Origin of the sequence: Algoriphagus aquaeductus, from assembly GCF_003253485.1 — a bacterium.
Taxonomy (GTDB): Bacteria; Bacteroidota; Bacteroidia; order Cytophagales; family Cyclobacteriaceae; genus Algoriphagus; species Algoriphagus aquaeductus.
The window spans coordinates 377805-398587 of sequence record NZ_QKTX01000004.1 but is presented as its reverse complement, the minus strand read 5'-3'; the positions used below and the strand labels follow the sequence as shown (position 1 = coordinate 398587).

Here is a 20783-nt window from a genome sequence, read left to right as displayed (position 1 = left end):
CCATCCCGAACAGAGAAGTTAAGCCCTGCAGCGCCGATGGTACTGGGGTTACTCCCGGGAGAGTAGGTCGCCGCCACATTATTCAAAGCCTTCAGCTTATCCCTGAAGGCTTTTTTGCGTTTTGGCCTTTTGGTCTTTTTGAATTTTGTTTAAAGGCAAGCTTAGGGTAAACTGTTTTTTTGATTGACTTCAATTCCGCTCTTACTTTTCTTTTTATAGAATATTATTGCAGTTTTGCACCAAATATTAACGGAATGGCTATCCTTCTTCAACATCTTCAATTAATCCAAAATGGGAAAATATTTGCTCCGGAGAATTATTCTTTTGATAAGAATCAGTTAAGTCCCATTGAAAAAGGAAGTTCTACTGCTTATGACTTGGTAATTGATTGTTCTGGTCTTTTTGCAAGCAAGGGTTGGATTGATTTAAGGTGTGGTTTGGGTGAACCTGGCCATGAATACCGGGAATCTATCAATTCTCTTGCGGAATCACTTCTGGCTAGTGGATTTTCAAGAGCGTTGATCATGCCAAACACCGAACCGGTGATCCAATCAAAAAATGAAGTGGAATTTATCAAAAGCAAATCCAGAGATTATTTGCCGGAATTTTTGGTCATGGGCGCAGTTACCAAAAAGACTGAAGGAGAAGATTTGACGGAGATGCTTGATATGTATTTTCAGACAGGGGTTAGATATTTTGGAGATGGAATAAAGCCACTTGCCAATTCAGATCGGTACATGAAAATACTCCAATATCTCCAAAAATTTGACGGGATTCTGTTTGACCATGCCTACGATCCTTTGTTAGCTATTTTTGGACAAATGCACGAAGGAGAGGTTTCCACCAAACTGGGGATGAAAGGCATTCCAAATCTTGCAGAAGATGTTGCGATTCAAAGAAATCTCGAAATCATCAAGTATGCGGGAGGTAGAGTTCATTTTCAGACCTTAAGTACGGCCAAGGGAGTTGAATTGATTAGACAGGCTAAGAAAGAAGGCCTTGACGTAAGCGCTGATGTTTCCATATACCAATTGATATTCAGGGATGAAGATTTGGCTTCGTTCGAATCCAACCTTAAAGTGAAGCCGCCATTTCGGGGAGATTCAGATCGAGATGCGCTAATCGTAGGCTTGAAAGATGGGACCATTGATGCAATAGTTTCCAACCATCAGCCTCAAGATTTCGATTCTAAATTTGCTGAGTTTGATTTGGCTGCATTTGGCATGGTGGGACTACAAACTTTTCTTCCCGCATTAGTCCAACTCTCTAAGGAGTTGGGATGGGGATTGTTGATTGAAAAAATATCAACAAGACCAGCTGAAATTTTGGGGATACCATTGGATTCTTGGACTATTTTTGACCCGGAAGCTACCTGGAAATATGATGTCCAGACCAATAAATCACTTTCATCAAATCATCCTTGGTTTGGCAAAGAGTTAAAAGGTAAAGTGAAATATGTGATCCAAAAAGGCAAATTGGTAAGCGTAGATGAATAAGTACTTGAAAACAGCTTATCAATTTGGGACTCTCGGAGGAATATTGAGCATAGGTTCTTTTATATTTCTTTCCTTTTGGAATACCGATCCTACCAATCTCAATTTAATTTTTGGCTATATCATTACGCCAATCGCTTTGTTTTTGGGAATCAAATTTTTTAAAGATTATACCAATTCAGGGTACTTGTCTTTTGCAGAAGGGATGACCATTGGTTTCGTTACCTATCTTTTGATCGGAGTGATTTCTTTTTTGGGTATCGCTTTGATTTTAAAGGTTTCTCCGGACCTTTTTGCTTCTATTCAAGAGACTAAATGGTCGGTATTGGAGGAAAATCGTGAGGTTATTATTTCTCAGGTAGGGATTGATTCTTTTGAATTGACTCAAAGTAACCTCAAAGCGATGTCCTTCTGGGACATTGCACTCAACGACGGGATTTGGAAAATCATACCCGGAATGTTTTTTAGCATTATTATTTCAATTATTTTAAGGAAAAACCCTAACTAAATCTTTTATGGAAGAACAAGTACAAACTCCATTTCAAGCAGCCATTAAGCCCGGATTCACTATGGGGTTGGTAGCTTTGGCAGTAACCTATATTGCCTATTTCATTGATTCGAGCCTTATGGCGTCCGGATGGTTTGCATTGGTTGCCTTGGTCATTTTCTTTGCCTTGGCTATTTATTTTGGTATTCAGTACAGGACTGAATTGGGAGGCTTTATGTCTTTTGGGACAGCATTTAATTTCAGTTTTATCGCCATCGTGATTTCTGGCCTAGTTTCTTTGGTAGGACAGATTTTACTTTTTCAAGTCATTGATCCTTCTCTTCCGCAAGTTTTGGCTGAAGTTACATTTGAAAACTCCCTAAAAATGATGGAAAGTTTTGGTCAGAATCCTGATTCTATGCCTACTGAAGCATTGGATAAATTAAAGCAGCAATCTGAAAGTTCGTTTACCCTTGGAGGTCAGATTAAAAACTTTGGTTTTGGGTTAATTGGCTATGCGATTATTGCTTTAATTTTGGCAGCTATACTTAAAAAGCGGGATAAATCGCTGGATTATTAATATGACTCAAATTTCCGTTGTTGTTCCTGTATTCAACGAAGAAGAATCTTTACCTGAATTGACCCATTGGATCAGCCGTGTGATGAATGCGCACGGCTTTTCTTATGAGGTCATTTTGATCAATGACGGAAGTACCGATCGATCTTGGGAGGTGATCCAGCAGCTTTCTGCTTCCAATACGTCTTTAAAGGGCCTTAATTTTACCAGGAACTATGGTAAATCAGCTGCTTTGGATGCAGGGTTTAAGCGGGCTGTAGGAGACGTAGTGATCACCATGGATGCGGACCTTCAAGATAGCCCTGATGAGATTCCTGGCCTGTTTGCTATGGTTTCGGACGGGCTGGATGTCGTGTCCGGTTGGAAAAAGGAGCGACATGATCCAATATCCAAAACGATTCCTTCCAAATTTTTTAACGGAGTCACTCGTTGGATCTCTGGTATCCAGCTTCATGACTTTAATTGTGGATTGAAGGCTTACCGAAATAAGGTGGTTAAAAATATCCATATATACGGTGAGATGCATCGTTATATTCCGTTACTGGCAAAGTGGAACGGATTCCCGAAAATTGGGGAAAAGGTGGTGCAGCATCAGGCTAGAAAATATGGTTATTCCAAATTTGGAATTGAGCGTTTCCTAAATGGATTTCTGGATTTGATTTCGGTTTCTTTTGTTCATCGTTATAAGAAAAAGCCCATGCATTTTTTTGGACTCTTGGGTACGCTTTCCTTTCTCACCGGTTTCATCATTACAGCGTGGTTGATTTTTGAAAAAATCTACGGGTTGAGTAAAGGATTGAAAGTTCGGGAAATCGTAGATCAGCCCTTATTTTTCTTGGCACTGGTAGCTATTATTATTGGTGTGCAGCTTTTTGTGACGGGTTTTATCGCAGAACTGATGACGTCTAATCAGGCCAAGGAGGCAGAATATAAAATTGACGAAGAGATCAATTTTGATTTCTGATGTATTTCTCGATCATCATTCCTGTTTTTAATCGGCCGGATGAGCTTTTGGAGTTACTGGAAAGTCTGGCTGAACAGACGCTACCAGAATTCGAGGTAATTGTGGTTGAAGATGGGTCTGATATTAAATCCGACGAGGTGGTGGACTCTTTTCGGGGTCGGATGGATCTTCAGTACATCTTCCAGCAAAATACCGGACAAGGATTCGCGAGAAATAAGGGTATGAATCAAGCAAACGGTGATTTTTTTGTCATTTTGGATTCGGATGTCATTTTGCCAAAGCGGTATATGGAAGTACTCAAAGAGGCTATTTACAATAGGAATTTGGATGCTTTTGGTGGACCAGATGCCGCTGCGGATGATTTTTCAAATCTCCAAAAGGCGATGGATTTTGCCATGACTTCTTTTTGGACTACGGGAGGAATCCGAGGTAAACTCAAAGATCCCTCAAAATATCAGGCTCGGGGTTTCAATATGGGGGTTTCCAGAAAAGTATTTGAGCAAGTAGGTGGTTTTGTAGATCCCAATAGGGGAGAGGATATCGAGTGGAGTATTCGGATCAAAAAAGCAGGATTTAAGCTCGAATTGGTTGAAGAAGCTTTTGTCTATCATAAAAGAAAAAGCACACTGGGATCATTTGCGAAGCAGGCTTTTTCTTTTGGAAGGAATCGGGTAAATGTTTCCCGTTTTCATCCCGAAGCGATCAAGTTGGTACATCTACTTCCCACTTTCTTTCTCATTTTTCTGATTTCGATTGTGCTCAATGTCGCTTTATATAAGTTTTTACTGGTTCCTCATTTGCTTATTCTAGGCATTTGGGCAGGACTTATCGTCTATTCAGCAAGTTGGAAATATCAGTCGATTTTAGTTGGAGACTTAGCTTTACTTACATCTTTGATCCAATTGTGTGGATATGGCGCTGGTTTGGTAGTGGAACTAGTCAGAAAGCGTTTAAAAGGTTAATTTCCTTTTCTACAAACAAAAATGATTTCATCTTTTGGTAGTGCGTATTTTTTGATGAGGTCTTCCCCTATTTGCTTGACAAATTGATTTTCCTCGATGTTGAGCCCTGATTTTCTCAATCTTTCTGCATAGTCTTTTCCAAACTTGCGGACATGGTCCCGCTGTCCAAAAATACGCTCTCTTTCTGCTGGATCTGTGATAGTTTTGTCTTCCAAGGTCTCGGCAAGCGAATAAACCGGCGACTGTAAAACGCCCCAACCACTTGGTTTTAAAACTCGGTTAAATTCAGAGCAAGCCAGCAAATCATCATCCACATGCTCGAGTACGTGATTGCAAAAAATCACATCAAAACTGTTGTCAGGAAAAGGGATGGAATGAACATCCATCTTTACTTTTGCCAATGGAGATTCGATGTCTGCCGTGATATAATCCAGATTGGACAGAGATTCGAATCTTTCAATAAAACAATGCTCGGGGGCTACATGGAGTACTTTGAGTGGGGCAGAAAAAAAATCAGTCTTTTTTTTCAGAAATAGCCACATCAGGCGATGTCTTTCCAGGGCAAGGCAATTGGGGCAAAGGGCATTTTCCCTGGCAATTCGGCCATAAGGTAAAAACTTTTTATAATGGCTGCTACAAACTGGGCATTCCACCTCATTTCCTTTATTGACTAAGGAAAGAATTTTCATGGCCCAGGGGCTTACCTGTTGTAAAATTGGGCGGGGAACATAGCGGATGACAAAGCTTATGATGGATTTCATGAAGAATCTAAATTCGGACGCAAGTTATTAAAATAAAAAGGAAGAGCTCCGAACAACCGGAGCTCTAAAAATTTTTGCAGCCTTTATTTCATCGAAGATGGTTTACCCACCGTTCTGAACGATGTATTTTTCGAGTTTCTGGATCTTTGATTCTTCACTTGAGATTTTCTTGCTCAGATTGTTCAAGGTTTTGGTATGACTGGCAACTGCATTAGGCGATAACTTTCCTTTCGAGTTTTGTTTTTCAAACCTCTTCCGCTTCTTATCATAGGAAGTTCGGAGGTTAGCCAATTTGAGTTTTGATTTTTCCAAATCTGATTTCGCTTTTTCTAATGAAGAAGCAAGCTTTAGCTCTTTTTTGGTTGGTTCAGATTGAGCTAAAACTTCCTGGCTATAGGCCTGCTGGGAGAAAGCAACTCCTGTAAAAATGAAAATTATTGCGAGTTTGAAAACTGATTTCATATCGGGGATTTTTTAGTTGATTCTTTATTAACCCTGAATAGTCAATTAAGTTTCTGGATCATCGGATGGATTGGATTTTGGAAGCCTTCCGGCTTTTTTCAGCGCTTCTCTGATGATCCATTCCAATTGCCCGTTGGTACTTCGGAACTCATCTTCCGCCCATTTTTCCACGGCCTTCATCATTTTTTCGTCCAATCTCAGGGCGAATGGTTTTTTAGCTGCCATTAGATTGAGATTTGAATTCGTTAAACTGATCAATCGCTTTTTGAGCCTCTGCGGGCTTTTGGGTGCCTAGAAGAAATTTTTTCTTTTTTGTTTTAACTAGGATTCCGTGTTTTCCACCGGTAGTGTAGGACCAGGAATCGAAATTCCATTTAATCCCCCAGCCTCCATATTCCAAAAGTCCATTGTATTCTATCAAATCCATTGAGTCAATTTCTTCAAAGCGGTATTTTCTTTCTTTGATAAAAGGAAAATAACTAAAGCTCAAGCTGTCCTGATCAATTCGGGTTTTGAGTTCCATTTTGAAAAGAAGAATATTGACCAAGGCTAGAATGCCAATGGGAAAGACGATCCCCCAATCCAAGGATGTCCCTGAGGATAAGAAGATACTACTTAAGACAATGCCGATTACCAGAATCGTAATTCCCCAAATCCAGAATCTTCTGATGCGTTGAGCCTCTTGAAATAGGTAGTTTGCCATAAGTTTATCTTTTTGAGGATTTCCAAGTCTCAATCATTTCTTCAAATTCCTTAGGTTTTGTTGTGCTGAAGACTAATGTCTTGTCCTTAGTTTCTATTTCAATGACATGGTCAGCTAAGAAAATGTAAGCTTTTGTTTTTCCGGAAATTCTCATTCCAACACCCCCATAATCGAGGAATCCATCCTTTTTATTGACTGAAATGGTGTTGATGTCTTCCTTGTTTAGGGATCTCCAAGAACCATGAAAAGGGCCGCTTTTGTACTTGAAGCAAGCATCATCCATTCGTGTTTCAAGGGTGATATTCATCAGCAGGAAAAAAGTAAAAGGAATGAGTGTACCCACAGTAAGCAGGGCGATCCATCCATCGTCGCCCAACTTTCCTGTGAAATAAAGGGTGCTGATCAATACAAGCGTCGGGAGTTCCAGTAGAATGACTCCATACATTAGGATAGTTCCCCGGAAACTTTGCGTTTCATTGACCACCATTTTCTTATTGGTTTAGGGTACCTACATTTAGGACTGGACTGGCACTTCTGTCCGAACAAAGTACCACCATTAAATTTGAAACCATAGCAGCCTTCTTTTCCTCGTCAAACTCAATGATGTCTTTCATTTTTAGGTCTGCAAGTGCCATTTCAACCATACCTACCGCTCCTTCTACTATTTTTTGCCTTGCAGCTACGATTGCGGTAGCCTGCTGACGCTGGAGCATTGCCGAGGCAATTTCAGAAGCATAGGCTAAATTGGAAATTCTTGCTTCAATCACTTTGATTCCAGCTTGTAGCAATCTTTCTGCGATTTCTTTTTCGAGGGAATGATTGACCTCTTCTACTCCCGATCTCAGTGTGACTTCAGAATGATCATCATCAAAATTGTCATAGCAATAAAGTCCAGCCATTTTTCTCACGGCAGCATCTGTTTGAAGATGTACGAAGTTCTCATAGTCTTCTACATCAAAGGTAGTTTTGAAAGTGTCCTCGACTTGCCAGACCACAATGGTTCCGATCATGACAGGATTACCGATCTTGTCATTGACTTTGAGGGGTTTGTTTTCAAAGTTTCGGACACGCAGGGAAATCTTCTTTTTGGTCATAAAGGGATTAACCCAAAAGAAACCATTTGCTTTCACAGTTCCTTTGTATTCGCCGAACAGCAAGAGAACCATTGCCTTATTTGGATCAACAATGAAGAATCCCGCCATACAAATCAAGGCTATCAGAAAAACAATACCTCCTATGATGCCATAGGGAAGACCCAGTGTAAAACTGTAAACAGAACCTGCTATCGCGGCCAAGGCCAAGAAAAGCATAAAATAACCTGATGAAGGTTTGATGACTTTTTCCATGTCAATATGATGTTAAAATGATATCATTGTGAATTACGGAAAAAGAAGCTCAATGTTCAACTGTTTTGAAAAAAAAATCCTCCGTGTGCTCGGAGGATTGTCTGATGGATTTAAATTTTATTTCTTTTTAAAGAGGGAATCAACAAATTCCTTTCGATTGAAGATCTGTAGATCAGTCATTTTTTCACCGACACCGATGTATTTCACCGGAATTTTAAATTGATCTGATATTCCGATTACCACTCCTCCTTTTGCAGTTCCATCAAGTTTGGTTATGGCAAGGGAGGTTACTTCGGTAGCCTTGGTAAATTCTTTTGCTTGAATGAAGGCGTTTTGACCGGTCGAACCATCAAGTACCAGCATGATTTCGTGAGGAGCGTCTGGGATGAATTTTTGCATCACCCGTTTGATTTTGCTCAGTTCATTCATCAGATTTACTTTAGTGTGAAGCCTGCCTGCAGTATCCACGATGACAACATCTGCGCCAGTATCTACACCTTGTTTGACAGCATCAAAGGCTACAGACGCTGGGTCAGTATTCATGCCATGTGACACCACCGGTACTCCGACTCGATTACCCCAAAGGATCAATTGATCTACAGCAGCTGCCCTGAAAGTATCTGCTGCTCCCAAGACTACATTCTTTCCTGCACTTTTAAAAAGGTTGGCAAGCTTCCCAATGGTGGTGGTTTTTCCCACACCATTTACACCTACAACCATGATTACGTATGGTTTTTTCTCAGTTGGAATATCAAAATCTAAGAGATCCTGTGAATTATTTTCTTCTAATAGGGATGCAATTTCTTCCCGTAGGATGGTGTCTAGTTCAGCTGCATTTAAATATTTATCCTTGGCTACCCTTTCCTCAATTCGCCTAATTACTTTGATGGTAGTATCTACCCCTACATCGGAGGTGATGAGAATTTCCTCGAGTTCATCTAAAACATCCTCATCTACTTTAGACTTGCCTACTACAGCTTTGCTCAGTTTGGAGAAAATCGATTCATTGGTCTTTTGCAGGCCTTGATCAAGACTTTCTTTTTTCTCTTTTGAAAAGAAACCAAAGATTCCCATGAGATTGAATTGTATTAAAAGCGGAATATAATGAAAAAGTCCCTGCTGATTTGAGTCAGAGGGACTTGGTATGCATTACGATGCACTTGGCAAATTATTTCTTCAAGGTTTCCTGTACCGAAGTAGAAGGAACCATTTCTTCTTTGAAGGTATATGCACCAGTCTTGTCAGACTTTACGGCACGAATCACTTTGGCGTAAGACACGCCACCTTCTTTTTTCAGGGTTGCTACAACTTTCTTAGCCATTGCTTCTTAAGTTTAAGGGAGAGGCTCCCAAGCTAAAATTATTTAATTTCTTTATGAACAGTCACTTTCTTAAGAATTGGGTTGAATTTCTTCAGCTCCAATCGCTCAGTAGTGTTTTTTCTGTTTTTGGTGGTGATGTATCTTGAAGTACCTGGCATGCCGGAGTTTTTGTGCTCGGTGCATTCCATAATCACTTGTACTCTGTTTCCTTTCTTAGCCATCTCTGTGTTGATTTAGGGACTGTGACTTTGATTATCTGATTACAATCATGCCTTTATCCTGCGCTTCTTTCAAAACGGCAGAGATACCTTTCTTATTGATTGTCTTCAATGCCTTAGAGCACACTTTCAAAGTGATCCATGCGTCTTCCTCAGGAACGTAGAAATTCTTCTTATGAAGATTTGGGTAAAATCTACGCTTGGTCTTGTTGTTTGCATGGGACACGTTGTTACCTACTCGAGGTCTTTTTCCGGTAATGTCACAAACTTTTGCCATGATTATGTATCGTAATTGGTATGCGTTTCTGTAATGAGTCTGCAAATATCGGAACTTTTTGGGAATTAACAACAAAGCATTTTAAAAATATTCCCAAGTGTTTCAGGGCTTGGGATAGGGGCAATGCTTGCATCCGTTTCCGCAACAATACCCCCTTTTCAAATGGTATTTCGCTGTAAAGACCATCAATCCCTGATCATTGATATAGTAATCTTCGGGCGTCAGCTTGGGCAAAGTCTTCTTCTCTGGTTTCATGGCTTGGCCAAAAGGCATTTCCTATATTTGGGCTGGATTCGATGTTGAATCGCCACACAAAAGTAATTAAATCATGGAACGAATTACCTCTAGCCAGCAGGCCATCTCATTGGAAGATCAATATGGAGCGCATAATTACCATCCCCTGCCTGTGGTGCTTTCTCGAGGGGAAGGCGTTTTCCTCTGGGATGTAGAAGGGAAAAGGTATTATGATTTTCTTTCAGCTTACTCAGCAGTCAATCAGGGACATTGTCATCCACGAATCAAAAATGCCATGATCGAGCAGGTGGGAAAGCTTACGCTTACTTCCCGTGCTTTTTACAATGATATGCTTGGACCTTTTGAAAAGTATATCACCGAATATTTTGGCTTTGACATGGTTCTGCCCATGAACACTGGCGCAGAAGGGGTGGAGACTGCATTGAAGCTTGCCAGAAAGTGGGGCTATGAAAGAAAGGGGGTGACTGAAAATACTGCCAAGATCATCGTAGCTGAAAATAACTTTCATGGCCGCACAACTACAATCATTTCTTTTTCAAATGATGCCAATGCACGGAAGAGCTTCGGTCCTTTTACTGATGGATTTATTCGAATACCCTACAACGATATTCCAGCATTGAAAAAAGCCTTAGAAATAGAAGGTGTAGTGGGTTTTTTAATAGAGCCAATCCAAGGTGAAGCTGGTGTTTATACTCCAGCTGAAGATTACCTAAGAAAAGCAAAAGAGGCTTGTTCAGCTCAAAATGTCTTGTTTATAGCAGATGAGATCCAAACCGGTATTGCACGGACAGGATCTTTGTTGGCTGTCTGTGGAAACTGTACCTGCGAAGGTCACTGTGAACAGCAGGAAACTTACACCAAGCCGGATATTCTGATTTTGGGGAAGGCTATTTCAGGTGGCTTTTATCCGGTATCTGCTGTTTTGGCAGATAGAAATATCATGGAAGTGATTAAACCTGGTCAGCATGGGTCTACATTCGGAGGGAATCCTCTGGGCGCCACAGTAGCCATGACAGCTTTGGAGGTGGTACGGGATGAAAAACTGGCCCAAAATGCCCGGCGCTTGGGTAAGATTTTCAGAGCGCGAATGCAGAAAGTGGCAGATACTTATCCAATCGCCAAGTTGGTGAGGGGAAAGGGCTTGCTCAATGCTGTGGTGATCAACGATACGCCCGAAAGTTCTACGGCCTGGGATATCTGTATGAAGCTTGCCGAAAATGGTCTGTTAGCCAAGCCAACTCATGGGAATATCATCCGATTTGCGCCTCCTTTGGTGATGACAGAAGAGCAGCTTCACGAGTGCTGTGACATTATCGAAAAGGTGATTTCCTCTTTCAATTAATTAAACCGATTTCGCACTTTTGAATTCGCTTTGAGTTTTGGCTTGAAGCGAATTCTCTATTTCCAAGCCTATTTTATGTCAAAAGCAGTTATTTTCGATATGGATGGAGTGATCTGTCACACCAATCCCTTTCATTCTCAGGCTTTCAAGATTTTTTTCGAAAAAAGAAACCTCTTTCCTACCGAAGAGGAATTCCTACTTCACATGTATGGGAAAAACAATGGCTACATTCTCAGTCATTTTTTGGGAAGAAAAATTGAAGGGGAAGAGTTGCTGGAACTGGAGTTTGAAAAAGAAAGCCTGTTTCGGGAAATCTATCAACACCATGTAGAACCCATTCCCGGTTTTTTGGATTTTTTTCACAGCCTCAGGCAAGAAGGGATCAAAACTGGTGTTGCTACTTCCGCTCCTTTTGCCAATCTTGAACTTATCGGAGGAAGATTGGATTTGTTTCCGCACTTAGAGTCTGCATTGGCTAGTGAGCATGTGACTAAGCATAAGCCTGACCCCGAAGTTTATCTCAAAACTGCCATAAATCTTTCCCTTTCTCCAGATCGATGCCTTGTCTTTGAGGATTCATTTTCGGGTGTTTCGGCAGCAAAAAATGCCGGTATGAAAGTCGTGGGTGTACTTTCATCTCATACAGTAGATGAATTGCCCGAATGTGACCTATATGTAGAAAATTACCTTGGATTGGAATTGAATAAGATTATTTCCCTCTTGGAATAGTCTAAATGGGCTTAACATTAGTTTCAAGATTTTTTAACATTGAAAAGAACTCTTAACATTGGCTTAATATTATAAACTCCGAAAATTCAATTTTTGAGAACTTTTTCCTTTTTTCGAGCCTAAAAAATAGGTTAAAATTTTAGTTTTTATAACAAATTCATAACTCTGGATTCATTTTTTAGCAAACTGCCTGATTCAATTTTGCATCGCTGTACAAATTCTTACTAAATCTCTTCCTGTATGCGAATACGCTTCGCAGCAGCCTTGGCTTTTATGGCCATGATCTCTTTTGGTGCTTTTGCAAGGGGTGCTGAAAAAGATTCGCTGCTCACTGAAAAACCTGAACCTCAAGTTCAGAATGCCTGGTTTGAAAAAATTCAAATCAGAGGTTATGCCCAAATGAGGTATAATGGATTGCTCGAATCAAACCCGGATCTCAAATGTGATCAATGCGATAAAAGTTGGGGCGGTGACGGAGGAGGGTTTTTCTTCCGGCGGATTCGAATAATTTTCTCGGGTCAAATTCACCCGCGGGTATATTTTTACATTCAGCCGGATTTTGCGTCCGGAGGTTCCAATATGGCCCAAATTAGGGATGCGTATTTTGATTTGGGGTTAGATGCTAATAATGAATTCAGGCTACGGATTGGGCAATCCAAAGTGCCATTTGGTTTTGAAAATATGCAGTCTAGCCAAAATCGCCTACCGCTTGACCGACACGATGGGATGAATTCGGCAGTTCCCAACGAAAGGGAAACAGGGGTGTTTTTCTATTATGCTCCTAAAGAAATCCGAAAAAGGTTTAGCAATTTGGTGTCCTCCGGGCTAAAAGGTTCAGGTGACTATGGGGTTTTCGGTTTAGGAGTTTACAACGGACAAGGGCCTAATGCTTTGGATAAAAACAAAAACCTTCATTTAGTGTCCAGAATCACCTATCCTTTCGAACTTCCTTCTGGACAGATTATTGAAGGATCGTTTCAGGGCTATACAGGTAAATATCATGTCAATCGAAACAACAAAACTGATTCTGACCAAGTTGAGTTTAACGAGCTTAGGTATGGGCCTTCATTGATTATCTATCCTCAGCCTTTTGGACTACAGGCGGAATACAACTGGGGCACTGGGCCTGAATATGATCCACAGACTAACGACGTCAAGCAATCTCCCTTAGGCGGGGGGTATGTCTTGGCCAGTTACATGATGGAGGCAAATTCCAAAGTCATCATCCCATTTACAAGATATCATTATTTTAGAGGAGGTAAAAAATTTGAGCTGGACGCTACGCGACATCGGGTCAAAGAATTGGAAATAGGAGTGGAGTGGCAGTTCAACAAAAATTTTGAATTGGTGACGATGTATACCATTTCAGATCGGACATTTGAAAATTCGCTTGATCCTGACAACAGACAAAAAGGAAGTCTATTGAGGCTACAGGCGCAGGTCAATTTTTGATTTCCTCAGTTTGTGCAAATCTGGCACTTCCTATTGTTGGAAGTGCCTTTTTTCTATCTGCCTTTTCAGGCTTTCTAAGCATCAAGGGTTACCTTTGTAGCCAATCAATCGAGCTATGCAAAGAAGACCAAGAAGAAACCGTAAATCTGAGTCTGTACGTAATTTGGTGGAAGAGACCCAAGTTTCAGTTAAAGATTTGATTTTTCCTTTATTTCTGGTGGATGGGCATAAGAAACAGATCGAAGTGGCTTCTATGCCGGGGATCTTTCGTTTTTCCACTGACTTGATGCTGAAGGAAATTGAAGAGTGCATGAAGTTGGGGATTTATTCTTTTGATGTTTTCCCTGCTTATCCAGAGTCCCTTAAAGATGCCGTAGCTTCTGAAAGTTACAATCCTGAGACGTTTTATCTGAAGGCTCTTCGAGAAATCAAGAAACAATTCCCTGAAGTATGCCTGATGTCAGATGTGGCTATGGATCCATATAGTAGTGATGGACACGACGGGTTGGTGAAAAACGGGAAAATTCTCAATGATGAGACCTTGGAGATTTTGGGTAAGATGTCTTTGGCCCAGGCCGATGCCGGAGTAGATATCCTGGGTCCATCCGATATGATGGATGGCAGAGTGGGTTTTATCCGCGAGCTCTTGGATGAAAATGACTTTGTTGACACCTCTATTATGTCCTATACTGCCAAGTATGCCAGTGCATTTTATGGCCCATTTCGGGATGCACTGGATTCTGCACCCAAGTTTGGGGATAAGAAGACCTACCAGATGAATCCTGCCAATGCAAAAGAGGCCTTGATCGAAGCGGATTTGGATGTGGAAGAAGGAGCGGATTTTTTGATGGTAAAGCCGGCATTGAGCTACTTGGATATTATCAGACAGTTGAGTGACAATTATCCTCTCCCAATTGCGGCCTATAATGTATCCGGTGAATATAGCATGGTAAAAGCCGCTGCCGATAAAGGTTGGTTGGACTATGAGCGTTCGATGAATGAAATCTTACTTTCCATCAAACGGGCAGGAGCAAAAATCATTCTGACTTACTTTGCGAAGGATTTTGCAAAAAATCATCACTAGTCAGTCCTAAAAATAGGCAGAAGCCCCGAGTAATCGGGGCTTTTTTTATTTTCAGGGTATTTTTCAGATTGTGTTGCGTTCATTTTTCCGCTCAAAGTGAAATTGAGGTTGAAAAAAAATCAAAGATTCTAAAAAATTATTGTTTTGATAATTTTGTATTTCTCGCTGTAAATTTCGCAAAAATTAATAAATCAAAATTATTTACTTTTTTATGGTCGAAAATGTTTGATTTGATTGGTTGGCTGGTTTTCGTAATCGATTTCAAAGAATATTATGAATCCAAGAATAATTACATAAAATGGATAGTATGGTGTAAAAAAGAGCCTATAAATGAATAAATATTGAATAAAATGCAAAAAATGGTTTAAAAAAATCAATTATAAACCACAAAAAATGTAAATAGTTTAAAAATAGGTTTGTTTTTTAATCAGATTTCTAATTACATTCGATTAGATCTTTTTATAAGGATTATAAGGAAAATTGAAATTCTATCTCTAATCAACTCTCAAACCTATGAAGTATTTCGCATCCCTGTTGGCCAATGATATGGCCGCGACCATGGATTTGTCAGTGGAGCTATCCAAGAATGTGCTCACGACAAATAACGTTTGGATGATGCTTGCAACCGCCTTGGTGTTTATTATGCACCTTGGTTTTGCAGGCGTGGAAACAGGTTTTGGCCAAGCCAAAAACACGGTCAACATCCTGTTCAAAAACACAATCACACCTATTATTGGAATTGTGTCCTATGCCTGTGTAGGATTTTATCTAATGTATCCCGGTTTTGAAGTTCCTGGTTGGTTGTCTTTTGACTTAGCAGGTTGGAACATGTTCTGGTTTTCACCTGCCAGTGCGGATGTATCTGTAAACTACGCCGATGGAGGATATACTTATTGGACAGATTTTCTTTTTCAGGCCATGTTTGCAGCTACAGCGGCAACCATTGTCTCGGGAGCTATTGCCGAGCGGGTGAAGCTTTCGGCCTATTTGGTATTCACAATTTTCTTTGTGGGCTTAGTCTATCCTTTGATCGGTAGCTGGAAATGGGGTGGTGGCGCATTGGATGAAATGGGATTTTATGATTTTGCAGGAAGCACCTTGGTTCACTCTGTTGGTGGATGGGGCGCTTTGGCGGGAGTTATTTTAGTTGGTCCCAGAATCGGAAAATATGTCAACGGTAAGACGGTGGATAAGCCCGGGGCCAGTGTTCCTTTGGCAGTTATCGGTGTTTTTCTTTTGTGGTTAGGTTGGTTTGGATTCAATGGAGGGTCCGTATTGTCTGCTGATCCCGCATTGGTCTCCTTGGTTTTGGTTACGACTTCGCTCGGTGCATGTGCAGGAGGTCTTGGGGGCTTTATGGCAGCTTACTTCTCTTTCAAGAGACTTGATTTAGGCATGTTGCTAAATGGTATTTTGGCGGGATTAGTAGGGATCACTGCCGGGGCGGATGTCATCACACCTGGTGCAGCTATCCTGATAGGATTTGTGGCGGGAATTCTTGTTGTATTGTCTGCAATTCTTCTCGACAAACTCAAATTGGATGATGTAGTAGGAGCAGTTTCGGTTCACCTGACCTGCGGGATTTGGGGTACATTAGCCGTAGGTATTTTTTCTACCAATCCCGAACATTCTTTTCTAACTCAGCTGATCGGTGTACTGATCTGCGGTGCCACTGCTTTCTCAGCTGCATTTGCCATCTTCTACCTGCTCAAAAAGACCGTTGGAATCCGTGTATCTGCCGAGCATGAAAAATCTGGCCTAGACTCCCACGAACATGGAATCCGAGGCTACACCATCGTATTCGATGAATAATTAATACGCTTACTTCAAAAAAAGAACCCCATCCGGAGAAAAAAACGCGACTCTCTTTCGACCGGATTGGGGCTCTTATTGGTCAACTCTATCATTCACCAACACCTAAAATTAAAATGAAAAATCTATTCCTACTAATACTATGCTTTGTGATCACTAGTTCTCAAGCTGTTTTTGCTCAAGATTCATCTGAAAAAGAAGAGGGTTCACTTACACTCTCCGGATCGGTAGATGCGTATTTTAGAACCAATCTTAATGCTCCCAACAAGGGGGATAATTTTCAGGCCCCGGCATCATCTTTTGGCAATCTCCCCGGGTTTTCTTTGGGTATGGCCAATATCATAGCCACATACCAAGGCAAAAAAGTAGGGGCTGTAGTCGATTTGGTCTTTGGTCCCAGGGGTGAAGATGCTGTCTTTGGCTCTCCACTTTACAGAGGAGGGATGGCTGGTAGTTCGCAGATTGTCAATCAGCTCTATGTTTATTGGAATGTTTCGGATAAAGTGACCCTGACACTTGGGAACTTCAATACATTTTTGGGGTATGAGGTAATTTCTCCAACCGGCAATTTCAATTATTCCACCTCCTATATGTTTTCATACGGTCCTTTCTCCCATACAGGGCTCAAAGCAAACTTTCAACTTTCTGATAAATGGTCCTTTTTGGCTGCAGTGATGAACCCTACTGATATGACAGAGTTTAACCTAAATGGCACCTATACCTTTGGCGGTCAATTAGGGTATTCCACTGATGCCGGCAACACTTACCTGAACTTGGTCTATGGGGATCAGGATGGGCGCCTCACGGACGACGGGGGATTGGTTTCTGGCGCAACTTCTCTAGGCAAAACCTTTCAAATTGATTTGACCACCGGATTTGATTTGAATGATATGCTGTATGCAGGGTTTAACACTACATACAATTCTTCTTCCTCAGGTGAGGAGTACACTGGCTCTGATATCAGAGAAATTGGAGGAGATGGAGCTGGATTTTATGGAATTGCTGGATATCTTCAGGCAAAACCTACTGAGAAGTTTGGGATTGGCTTCCGTGGCGAGTATTTCTCTGTATTTAATTCAGGATTAGAAGGAGTCGTAGGGTTGAATGATTCCGGAAAAGGGAGTGTCTTCGCCGGGACATTGTCAGGAAATATCAAAGTAGGAGGCAATCTGACTTTGATTCCCGAGTTGAGAGTTGACAGCATGAAAGAGGAGTTTTTTGTGAATAAAAATCTTAATGGAAGTAAAGGATTGGCTTCGTTTCTGTTTGCAGCCGTCTTTGCTTTCTAAAAATTAAACAGGGTCTATTGTTAATAAAGCCGGGGTGATTTTCACCTCGGTTTTTTTATTTATTTAAAGAATGGATCTAATATGGGCAGAAAAACCAGCCGTTAAAACAGAATTTTTTGAATATTGTTTTGATTCTGGTTGAAAAATCACCTTGTTTTTATGCAGTAAATATTGAAATAGTAGAATAAAATTCTTTTTTTTTCGATAAAAATTAAAAATTCATCTGATTTTTGAAACAAAGTGGTTTTCGTTTCTGTATATATTTGCACAACCCAAATGTAAGGAAATGAAAAATACCGTGTTTTTCCTCGTTGCACTACTGATTGCGTCAGTCTCTTATTCGCAGCAATTGACAACTGGTCCCAAAGCAAAGAATGCTCAGGTAGGTAAAGTGAAAACGCCTAAAATCACCATGTTGCATGAGTCTCACCCTTCGGTTCTCCAAGGGCCAGTGGCCAAAAATACAGAGGTATGGATGGAAGAGCCTGCCAGAAAATCTAAAGTTGGATTCCGAGAAGAAATAGACAATCCTCAGGGACTTAAGGCCAAAAACTCCAACCCTTGGGATCGTCCTCAGCCAAAAGTAGATTCAAAGGCGGTCTATAAAGAACCCAAATCGATGTCTCCCAAACGAACTTGGATACACTAAAAGATTATCAAAATGACATAAAAAAGCCCAACCGTGAAAATGGTTGGGTTTTTTTTATAGATCCTGCTCCCGCTCGAGCATAAGAATCGCACCTTGGGAAACGATATAATATTTTTCACCTTCATACATCACTTCATGAGCGCCGGAAAGTAGAAAGATGGCCAAGTCTCCTTCTTTTGCCTGAAGGGGGACATATTTTACTTTTTCATCCGAATCCATCCACGGTTCATGGTCCTCTACCGGCATAGGGATAGGATATCCCGGGCCAGCCTTGATGATATAGCCTTGTTGGACTTTTTCCTTTTCCTGCACGCCGGGAGGCAAATAAAGTCCCGAGTCTGTTTTTTCATGTGGTTTTTTTAATCGAATGAGAACTCGATCACCGACCACAATTAATTTCTTTAGTTTGTTATCAGCAGTTAATTGCATACTTCGTCTTGGGTCTAGGGAGTAATAACCAAATCAAGGCTGGATTTCGCCTAAAATATAAACAGCATCTGCCTTTCAACAGATGCTGTCTAAACTGGTTTAGATTTCGATTACTTTTTGTCTTCGCTCACTTCTTCGTAGTCTACATCAGAGACGCCGTCTCCTGCACTTGAGCCAGCACCAGCATCAGGACCGGCTTGAGTACCGGCGCCTTGAGTAGCATTGTACATTTCGGTCGAAGCTGCTTCCCAAGCCTTATTCAGGTTTTCCATAGCCGCATCGATTCCTTCGATGTTTTTAGCACCGTGTGCTGACTTCAATGCTTCCAGTGCGGAGCCAATATTCGCCTTATTTCCGTCAGATAGCTTGTCTCCATATTCTTTCAGCTGCTTTTCAGTCTGGAAGATTAGGCTGTCAGCTTGGTTGAGCTTTTCGATTTTCTCTTTTTCAGCTTTATCAGAGGCTGCGTTTGCTTCTGCTTCACGCTTCATTCTTTCGATATCATCTTGGGAAAGACCGGAAGAAGCTTCAATCTTGATCTTTTGCTCTTTGCCGGTTCCCTTGTCTTTTGCAGACACATTGAGGATACCGTTGGCATCAATATCAAAGGTCACTTCGATTTGAGGTACACCTCTTGGTGCAGGTGGAATGTCAGATAATTGGAATCTTCCGATGGATCTGTTATCCTTTGCCAAAGGTCTCTCACCTTGCAAAATGTGCAGGTCTACTGCAGGCTGATTATCTGCTGCGGTGGAGAATACTTCAGACTTTTTAGTCGGGATAGTCGTATTGGCTTCGATCAGTTTGGTGAATACGCCACCCATGGTCTCAATACCCAATGAAAGGGGAGTCACGTCCAAAAGAAGCACGTCCTTCACTTCACCGGTCAATACACCACCTTGAATCGCAGCGCCAATGGCCACCACTTCATCCGGGTTCACGCCCTTGGAAGGTTTCTTTCCGAAGAATTTCTCTACCTCTTCCTGGATTCTCGGGATTCTGGTAGATCCACCTACTAGGATCACTTCGTCAATATCAGCGGCTGTCATGCCTGCATCTCTTAATGCTTTGACACAAGGCTCCATGGATCTTTTGATCAGGGATTCAGCCAGTTGCTCAAACTTCGCGCGACTGAGGTTTCTCACTAAGTGCTTTGGACCGGTTTGAGTAGCAGTGATGTACGGAAGGTTGATTTCTGTGGAGGCAGAGCTGGAAAGCTCGATTTTTGCTTTTTCAGCAGCTTCTTTCAATCGCTGAAGAGCCATTGGATCTTTTCTCAGGTCGATTTGCTCCTCTGTCTGGAATTCTGCAGCCAACCAGTCGATGATTACTTGGTCAAAGTCATCACCACCCAAGTGTACGTCACCGTTGGTGGATTTTACTTCAAATACCCCATCGCCCAATTCGAGGATAGAGATATCGAATGTACCACCACCCAGGTCATACACGGCGATTTTCATATCCTGATTTTTCTTGTCCATCCCATAGGCCAACGCTGCAGCTGTTGGCTCGTTGATGATTCGCTTCACTTCAAGACCGGCGATTTGTCCAGCTTCTTTGGTAGCTTGACGCTCCGCATCGTTAAAGTATGCAGGTACAGTGATGACTGCTTCTGTGACACTCTGTCCCAAGAAGTCTTCCGCAGTGCTCTTCATCTTCTGAAGAATCATCGCCGAAAGCTCCTGAGGGGTGTAAGATCTGTCGCCGATTTTTACAGTAACCGTATCGTTGGGTCCTTGCTCCACTTTGTAAGAGGCATGTTTTTTCTCATCGGATACCTCAGAGAATTTCTTGCCCATAAATCGCTTCACAGAGGAGATGGTGTTGGCAGGGTTGGTGATGGCCTGACGCTTGGCAGGATCACCTACTTTACGCTCCCCATTTCCATTGTCAAGAAAAGCCACAATAGATGGAGTGGTTCTTCTTCCTTCGCTGTTTTGGATGACTACAGGCTCGTTACCCTCCATTACGGCCACGCAGGAGTTGGTGGTACCCAAGTCAATGCCTATAATTTTTCCCATGATTATATAAGTTTTATGTGTTTTCGGATTGAATACATTCCCCCTTGTTCAATGCTTGTGCCATCAGGTATTTTCGGACTTTTGGTGTCAGTTTGTCAGGATTTGCCGAGCGGATTCTTTCGGGCTATTAACCTAATGTCACATTAACCC

At 41.4% G+C, this 20783-nt stretch carries 25 protein-coding genes and 1 rRNA gene; 13 read left to right on the top strand and 13 right to left on the bottom strand.

Annotated features, from left to right (window positions below; all coding sequences use genetic code 11):
* The 6 genes from rrf to CLV31_RS08115 all read left to right on the top strand — a co-directional run.
* A 5S ribosomal RNA gene (rrf, locus tag CLV31_RS08140) occupies positions 1-79 on the top strand; the annotation flags it as partial.
* A gap of 175 nt (positions 80-254) precedes the next feature.
* A complete protein-coding gene (locus CLV31_RS08135; RefSeq protein WP_111392368.1) occupies positions 255-1496 on the top strand; it encodes a dihydroorotase in 1242 nt (413 codons plus the stop codon).
* Positions 1489-2001, top strand: coding sequence for a DUF4199 domain-containing protein (locus CLV31_RS08130; RefSeq protein WP_111392367.1), 513 nt, complete (start codon positions 1489-1491; stop codon positions 1999-2001). Before CLV31_RS08135 ends, CLV31_RS08130 begins: the two co-directional genes overlap by 8 nt.
* A 7-nt stretch (positions 2002-2008) precedes the next feature.
* Positions 2009-2560, top strand: coding sequence for a DUF4199 domain-containing protein (locus CLV31_RS08125; RefSeq protein WP_111392366.1), 552 nt, complete (start codon positions 2009-2011; stop codon positions 2558-2560).
* Position 2561: 1 nt separating this feature from the next.
* Positions 2562-3521 carry a glycosyltransferase family 2 protein gene (locus CLV31_RS08120; protein ID WP_111392365.1) on the top strand — a complete coding sequence of 320 codons (960 nt, stop codon included), beginning with the start codon at positions 2562-2564 and terminating at the stop codon, positions 3519-3521.
* Complete coding sequence (locus CLV31_RS08115; RefSeq protein ID WP_111392364.1) at positions 3521-4483, top strand: glycosyltransferase; 963 nt, start codon at positions 3521-3523, stop codon at positions 4481-4483. The genes CLV31_RS08120 and CLV31_RS08115 overlap by 1 nt, the downstream gene beginning before the upstream one ends.
* Here CLV31_RS08115 and CLV31_RS08110 read toward each other — a convergent pair.
* The 11 genes from CLV31_RS08110 to CLV31_RS21820 all read right to left on the bottom strand — a co-directional run bounded on the left by CLV31_RS08110 (position 4480) and on the right by CLV31_RS21820 (position 9826).
* Positions 4480-5244, bottom strand: a complete 765-nt coding sequence (locus CLV31_RS08110) for a class I SAM-dependent methyltransferase (protein ID WP_111392363.1) — start codon at positions 5242-5244, stop codon at positions 4480-4482. The genes CLV31_RS08115 and CLV31_RS08110 overlap by 4 nt on opposite strands.
* Positions 5245-5346: 102 nt before the next feature.
* The gene (locus tag CLV31_RS08105; protein ID WP_111392362.1) at positions 5347-5706 is read right to left on the bottom strand and encodes a hypothetical protein; all 360 of its coding nucleotides are present in this window, start codon (positions 5704-5706) and stop codon (positions 5347-5349) included.
* Between the two features lie 45 nt (positions 5707-5751).
* A complete protein-coding gene (locus CLV31_RS08100; RefSeq protein WP_111392361.1) occupies positions 5752-5931 on the bottom strand; it encodes an Arc family DNA-binding protein in 180 nt (59 codons plus the stop codon).
* Positions 5921-6409, bottom strand: coding sequence for a hypothetical protein (locus CLV31_RS08095; protein WP_111392397.1), 489 nt, complete (start codon positions 6407-6409; stop codon positions 5921-5923). Before CLV31_RS08095 ends, CLV31_RS08100 begins: the two co-directional genes overlap by 11 nt.
* A gap of 4 nt (positions 6410-6413) precedes the next feature.
* Positions 6414-6896 (bottom strand): hypothetical protein, encoded by a 483-nt coding sequence (locus CLV31_RS08090; RefSeq protein WP_111392360.1) that lies wholly within the window; start codon positions 6894-6896, stop codon positions 6414-6416.
* 4 nt (positions 6897-6900) lie between these two features.
* Positions 6901-7755, bottom strand: coding sequence for an SPFH domain-containing protein (locus CLV31_RS08085; RefSeq protein WP_111392359.1), 855 nt, complete (start codon positions 7753-7755; stop codon positions 6901-6903).
* 117 nt (positions 7756-7872) lie between these two features.
* Positions 7873-8829, bottom strand: coding sequence for a signal recognition particle-docking protein FtsY (gene ftsY, locus CLV31_RS08080; RefSeq protein ID WP_111392358.1), 957 nt, complete (start codon positions 8827-8829; stop codon positions 7873-7875).
* A 94-nt stretch (positions 8830-8923) separates the two neighbouring features.
* Entirely contained in the window at positions 8924-9076 is a 153-nt protein-coding gene (locus CLV31_RS08075) for a DUF4295 domain-containing protein (RefSeq protein ID WP_111392357.1), read from the bottom strand.
* A gap of 38 nt (positions 9077-9114) precedes the next feature.
* Positions 9115-9297 carry a 50S ribosomal protein L33 gene (rpmG, locus tag CLV31_RS08070; RefSeq protein WP_009036148.1) on the bottom strand — a complete coding sequence of 61 codons (183 nt, stop codon included), beginning with the start codon at positions 9295-9297 and terminating at the stop codon, positions 9115-9117.
* 31 nt (positions 9298-9328) lie between these two features.
* Complete coding sequence (gene rpmB / locus CLV31_RS08065) at positions 9329-9571, bottom strand: 50S ribosomal protein L28 (RefSeq protein ID WP_111392356.1); 243 nt, start codon at positions 9569-9571, stop codon at positions 9329-9331.
* Positions 9572-9673: 102 nt separating this feature from the next.
* The gene (locus CLV31_RS21820; RefSeq protein ID WP_181452591.1) at positions 9674-9826 is read right to left on the bottom strand and encodes a DUF5522 domain-containing protein; all 153 of its coding nucleotides are present in this window, start codon (positions 9824-9826) and stop codon (positions 9674-9676) included.
* 73 nt (positions 9827-9899) lie between these two features.
* On the opposite strand from CLV31_RS21820, the gene rocD reads away from it, so the two are divergent.
* The 7 genes from rocD (at position 9900) to CLV31_RS08025 (ending at position 18183) form a co-directional block, all read left to right on the top strand.
* Positions 9900-11168: an ornithine--oxo-acid transaminase gene (gene rocD / locus CLV31_RS08060; RefSeq protein ID WP_111392355.1), complete on the top strand. Its 1269-nt coding sequence runs from the start codon at positions 9900-9902 to the stop codon at positions 11166-11168.
* A gap of 75 nt (positions 11169-11243) precedes the next feature.
* Positions 11244-11897, top strand: coding sequence for an HAD family hydrolase (locus CLV31_RS08055; RefSeq protein WP_111392354.1), 654 nt, complete (start codon positions 11244-11246; stop codon positions 11895-11897).
* A gap of 240 nt (positions 11898-12137) precedes the next feature.
* Positions 12138-13349 carry a porin gene (locus CLV31_RS08050; RefSeq protein ID WP_111392353.1) on the top strand — a complete coding sequence of 404 codons (1212 nt, stop codon included), beginning with the start codon at positions 12138-12140 and terminating at the stop codon, positions 13347-13349.
* A 115-nt stretch (positions 13350-13464) separates the two neighbouring features.
* The gene (hemB, locus tag CLV31_RS08045; RefSeq protein WP_111392352.1) at positions 13465-14433 is read left to right on the top strand and encodes a porphobilinogen synthase; all 969 of its coding nucleotides are present in this window, start codon (positions 13465-13467) and stop codon (positions 14431-14433) included.
* A gap of 513 nt (positions 14434-14946) precedes the next feature.
* Complete coding sequence (locus CLV31_RS08035; RefSeq protein ID WP_111392350.1) at positions 14947-16245, top strand: ammonium transporter; 1299 nt, start codon at positions 14947-14949, stop codon at positions 16243-16245.
* A gap of 116 nt (positions 16246-16361) precedes the next feature.
* A complete protein-coding gene (locus CLV31_RS08030; protein WP_111392349.1) occupies positions 16362-17534 on the top strand; it encodes a porin in 1173 nt (390 codons plus the stop codon).
* Positions 17535-17820: 286 nt separating this feature from the next.
* Positions 17821-18183: a hypothetical protein gene (locus CLV31_RS08025; RefSeq protein WP_111392348.1), complete on the top strand. Its 363-nt coding sequence runs from the start codon at positions 17821-17823 to the stop codon at positions 18181-18183.
* A gap of 54 nt (positions 18184-18237) precedes the next feature.
* Here CLV31_RS08025 and CLV31_RS08020 read toward each other — a convergent pair whose 3' ends face one another.
* A complete protein-coding gene (locus tag CLV31_RS08020; RefSeq protein WP_111392347.1) occupies positions 18238-18612 on the bottom strand; it encodes a co-chaperone GroES in 375 nt (124 codons plus the stop codon).
* Between the two features lie 110 nt (positions 18613-18722).
* The gene (gene dnaK / locus CLV31_RS08015) at positions 18723-20633 is read right to left on the bottom strand and encodes a molecular chaperone DnaK (protein ID WP_111392346.1); all 1911 of its coding nucleotides are present in this window, start codon (positions 20631-20633) and stop codon (positions 18723-18725) included.
* Between the last annotated feature and the right edge of the window lie 150 nt (positions 20634-20783).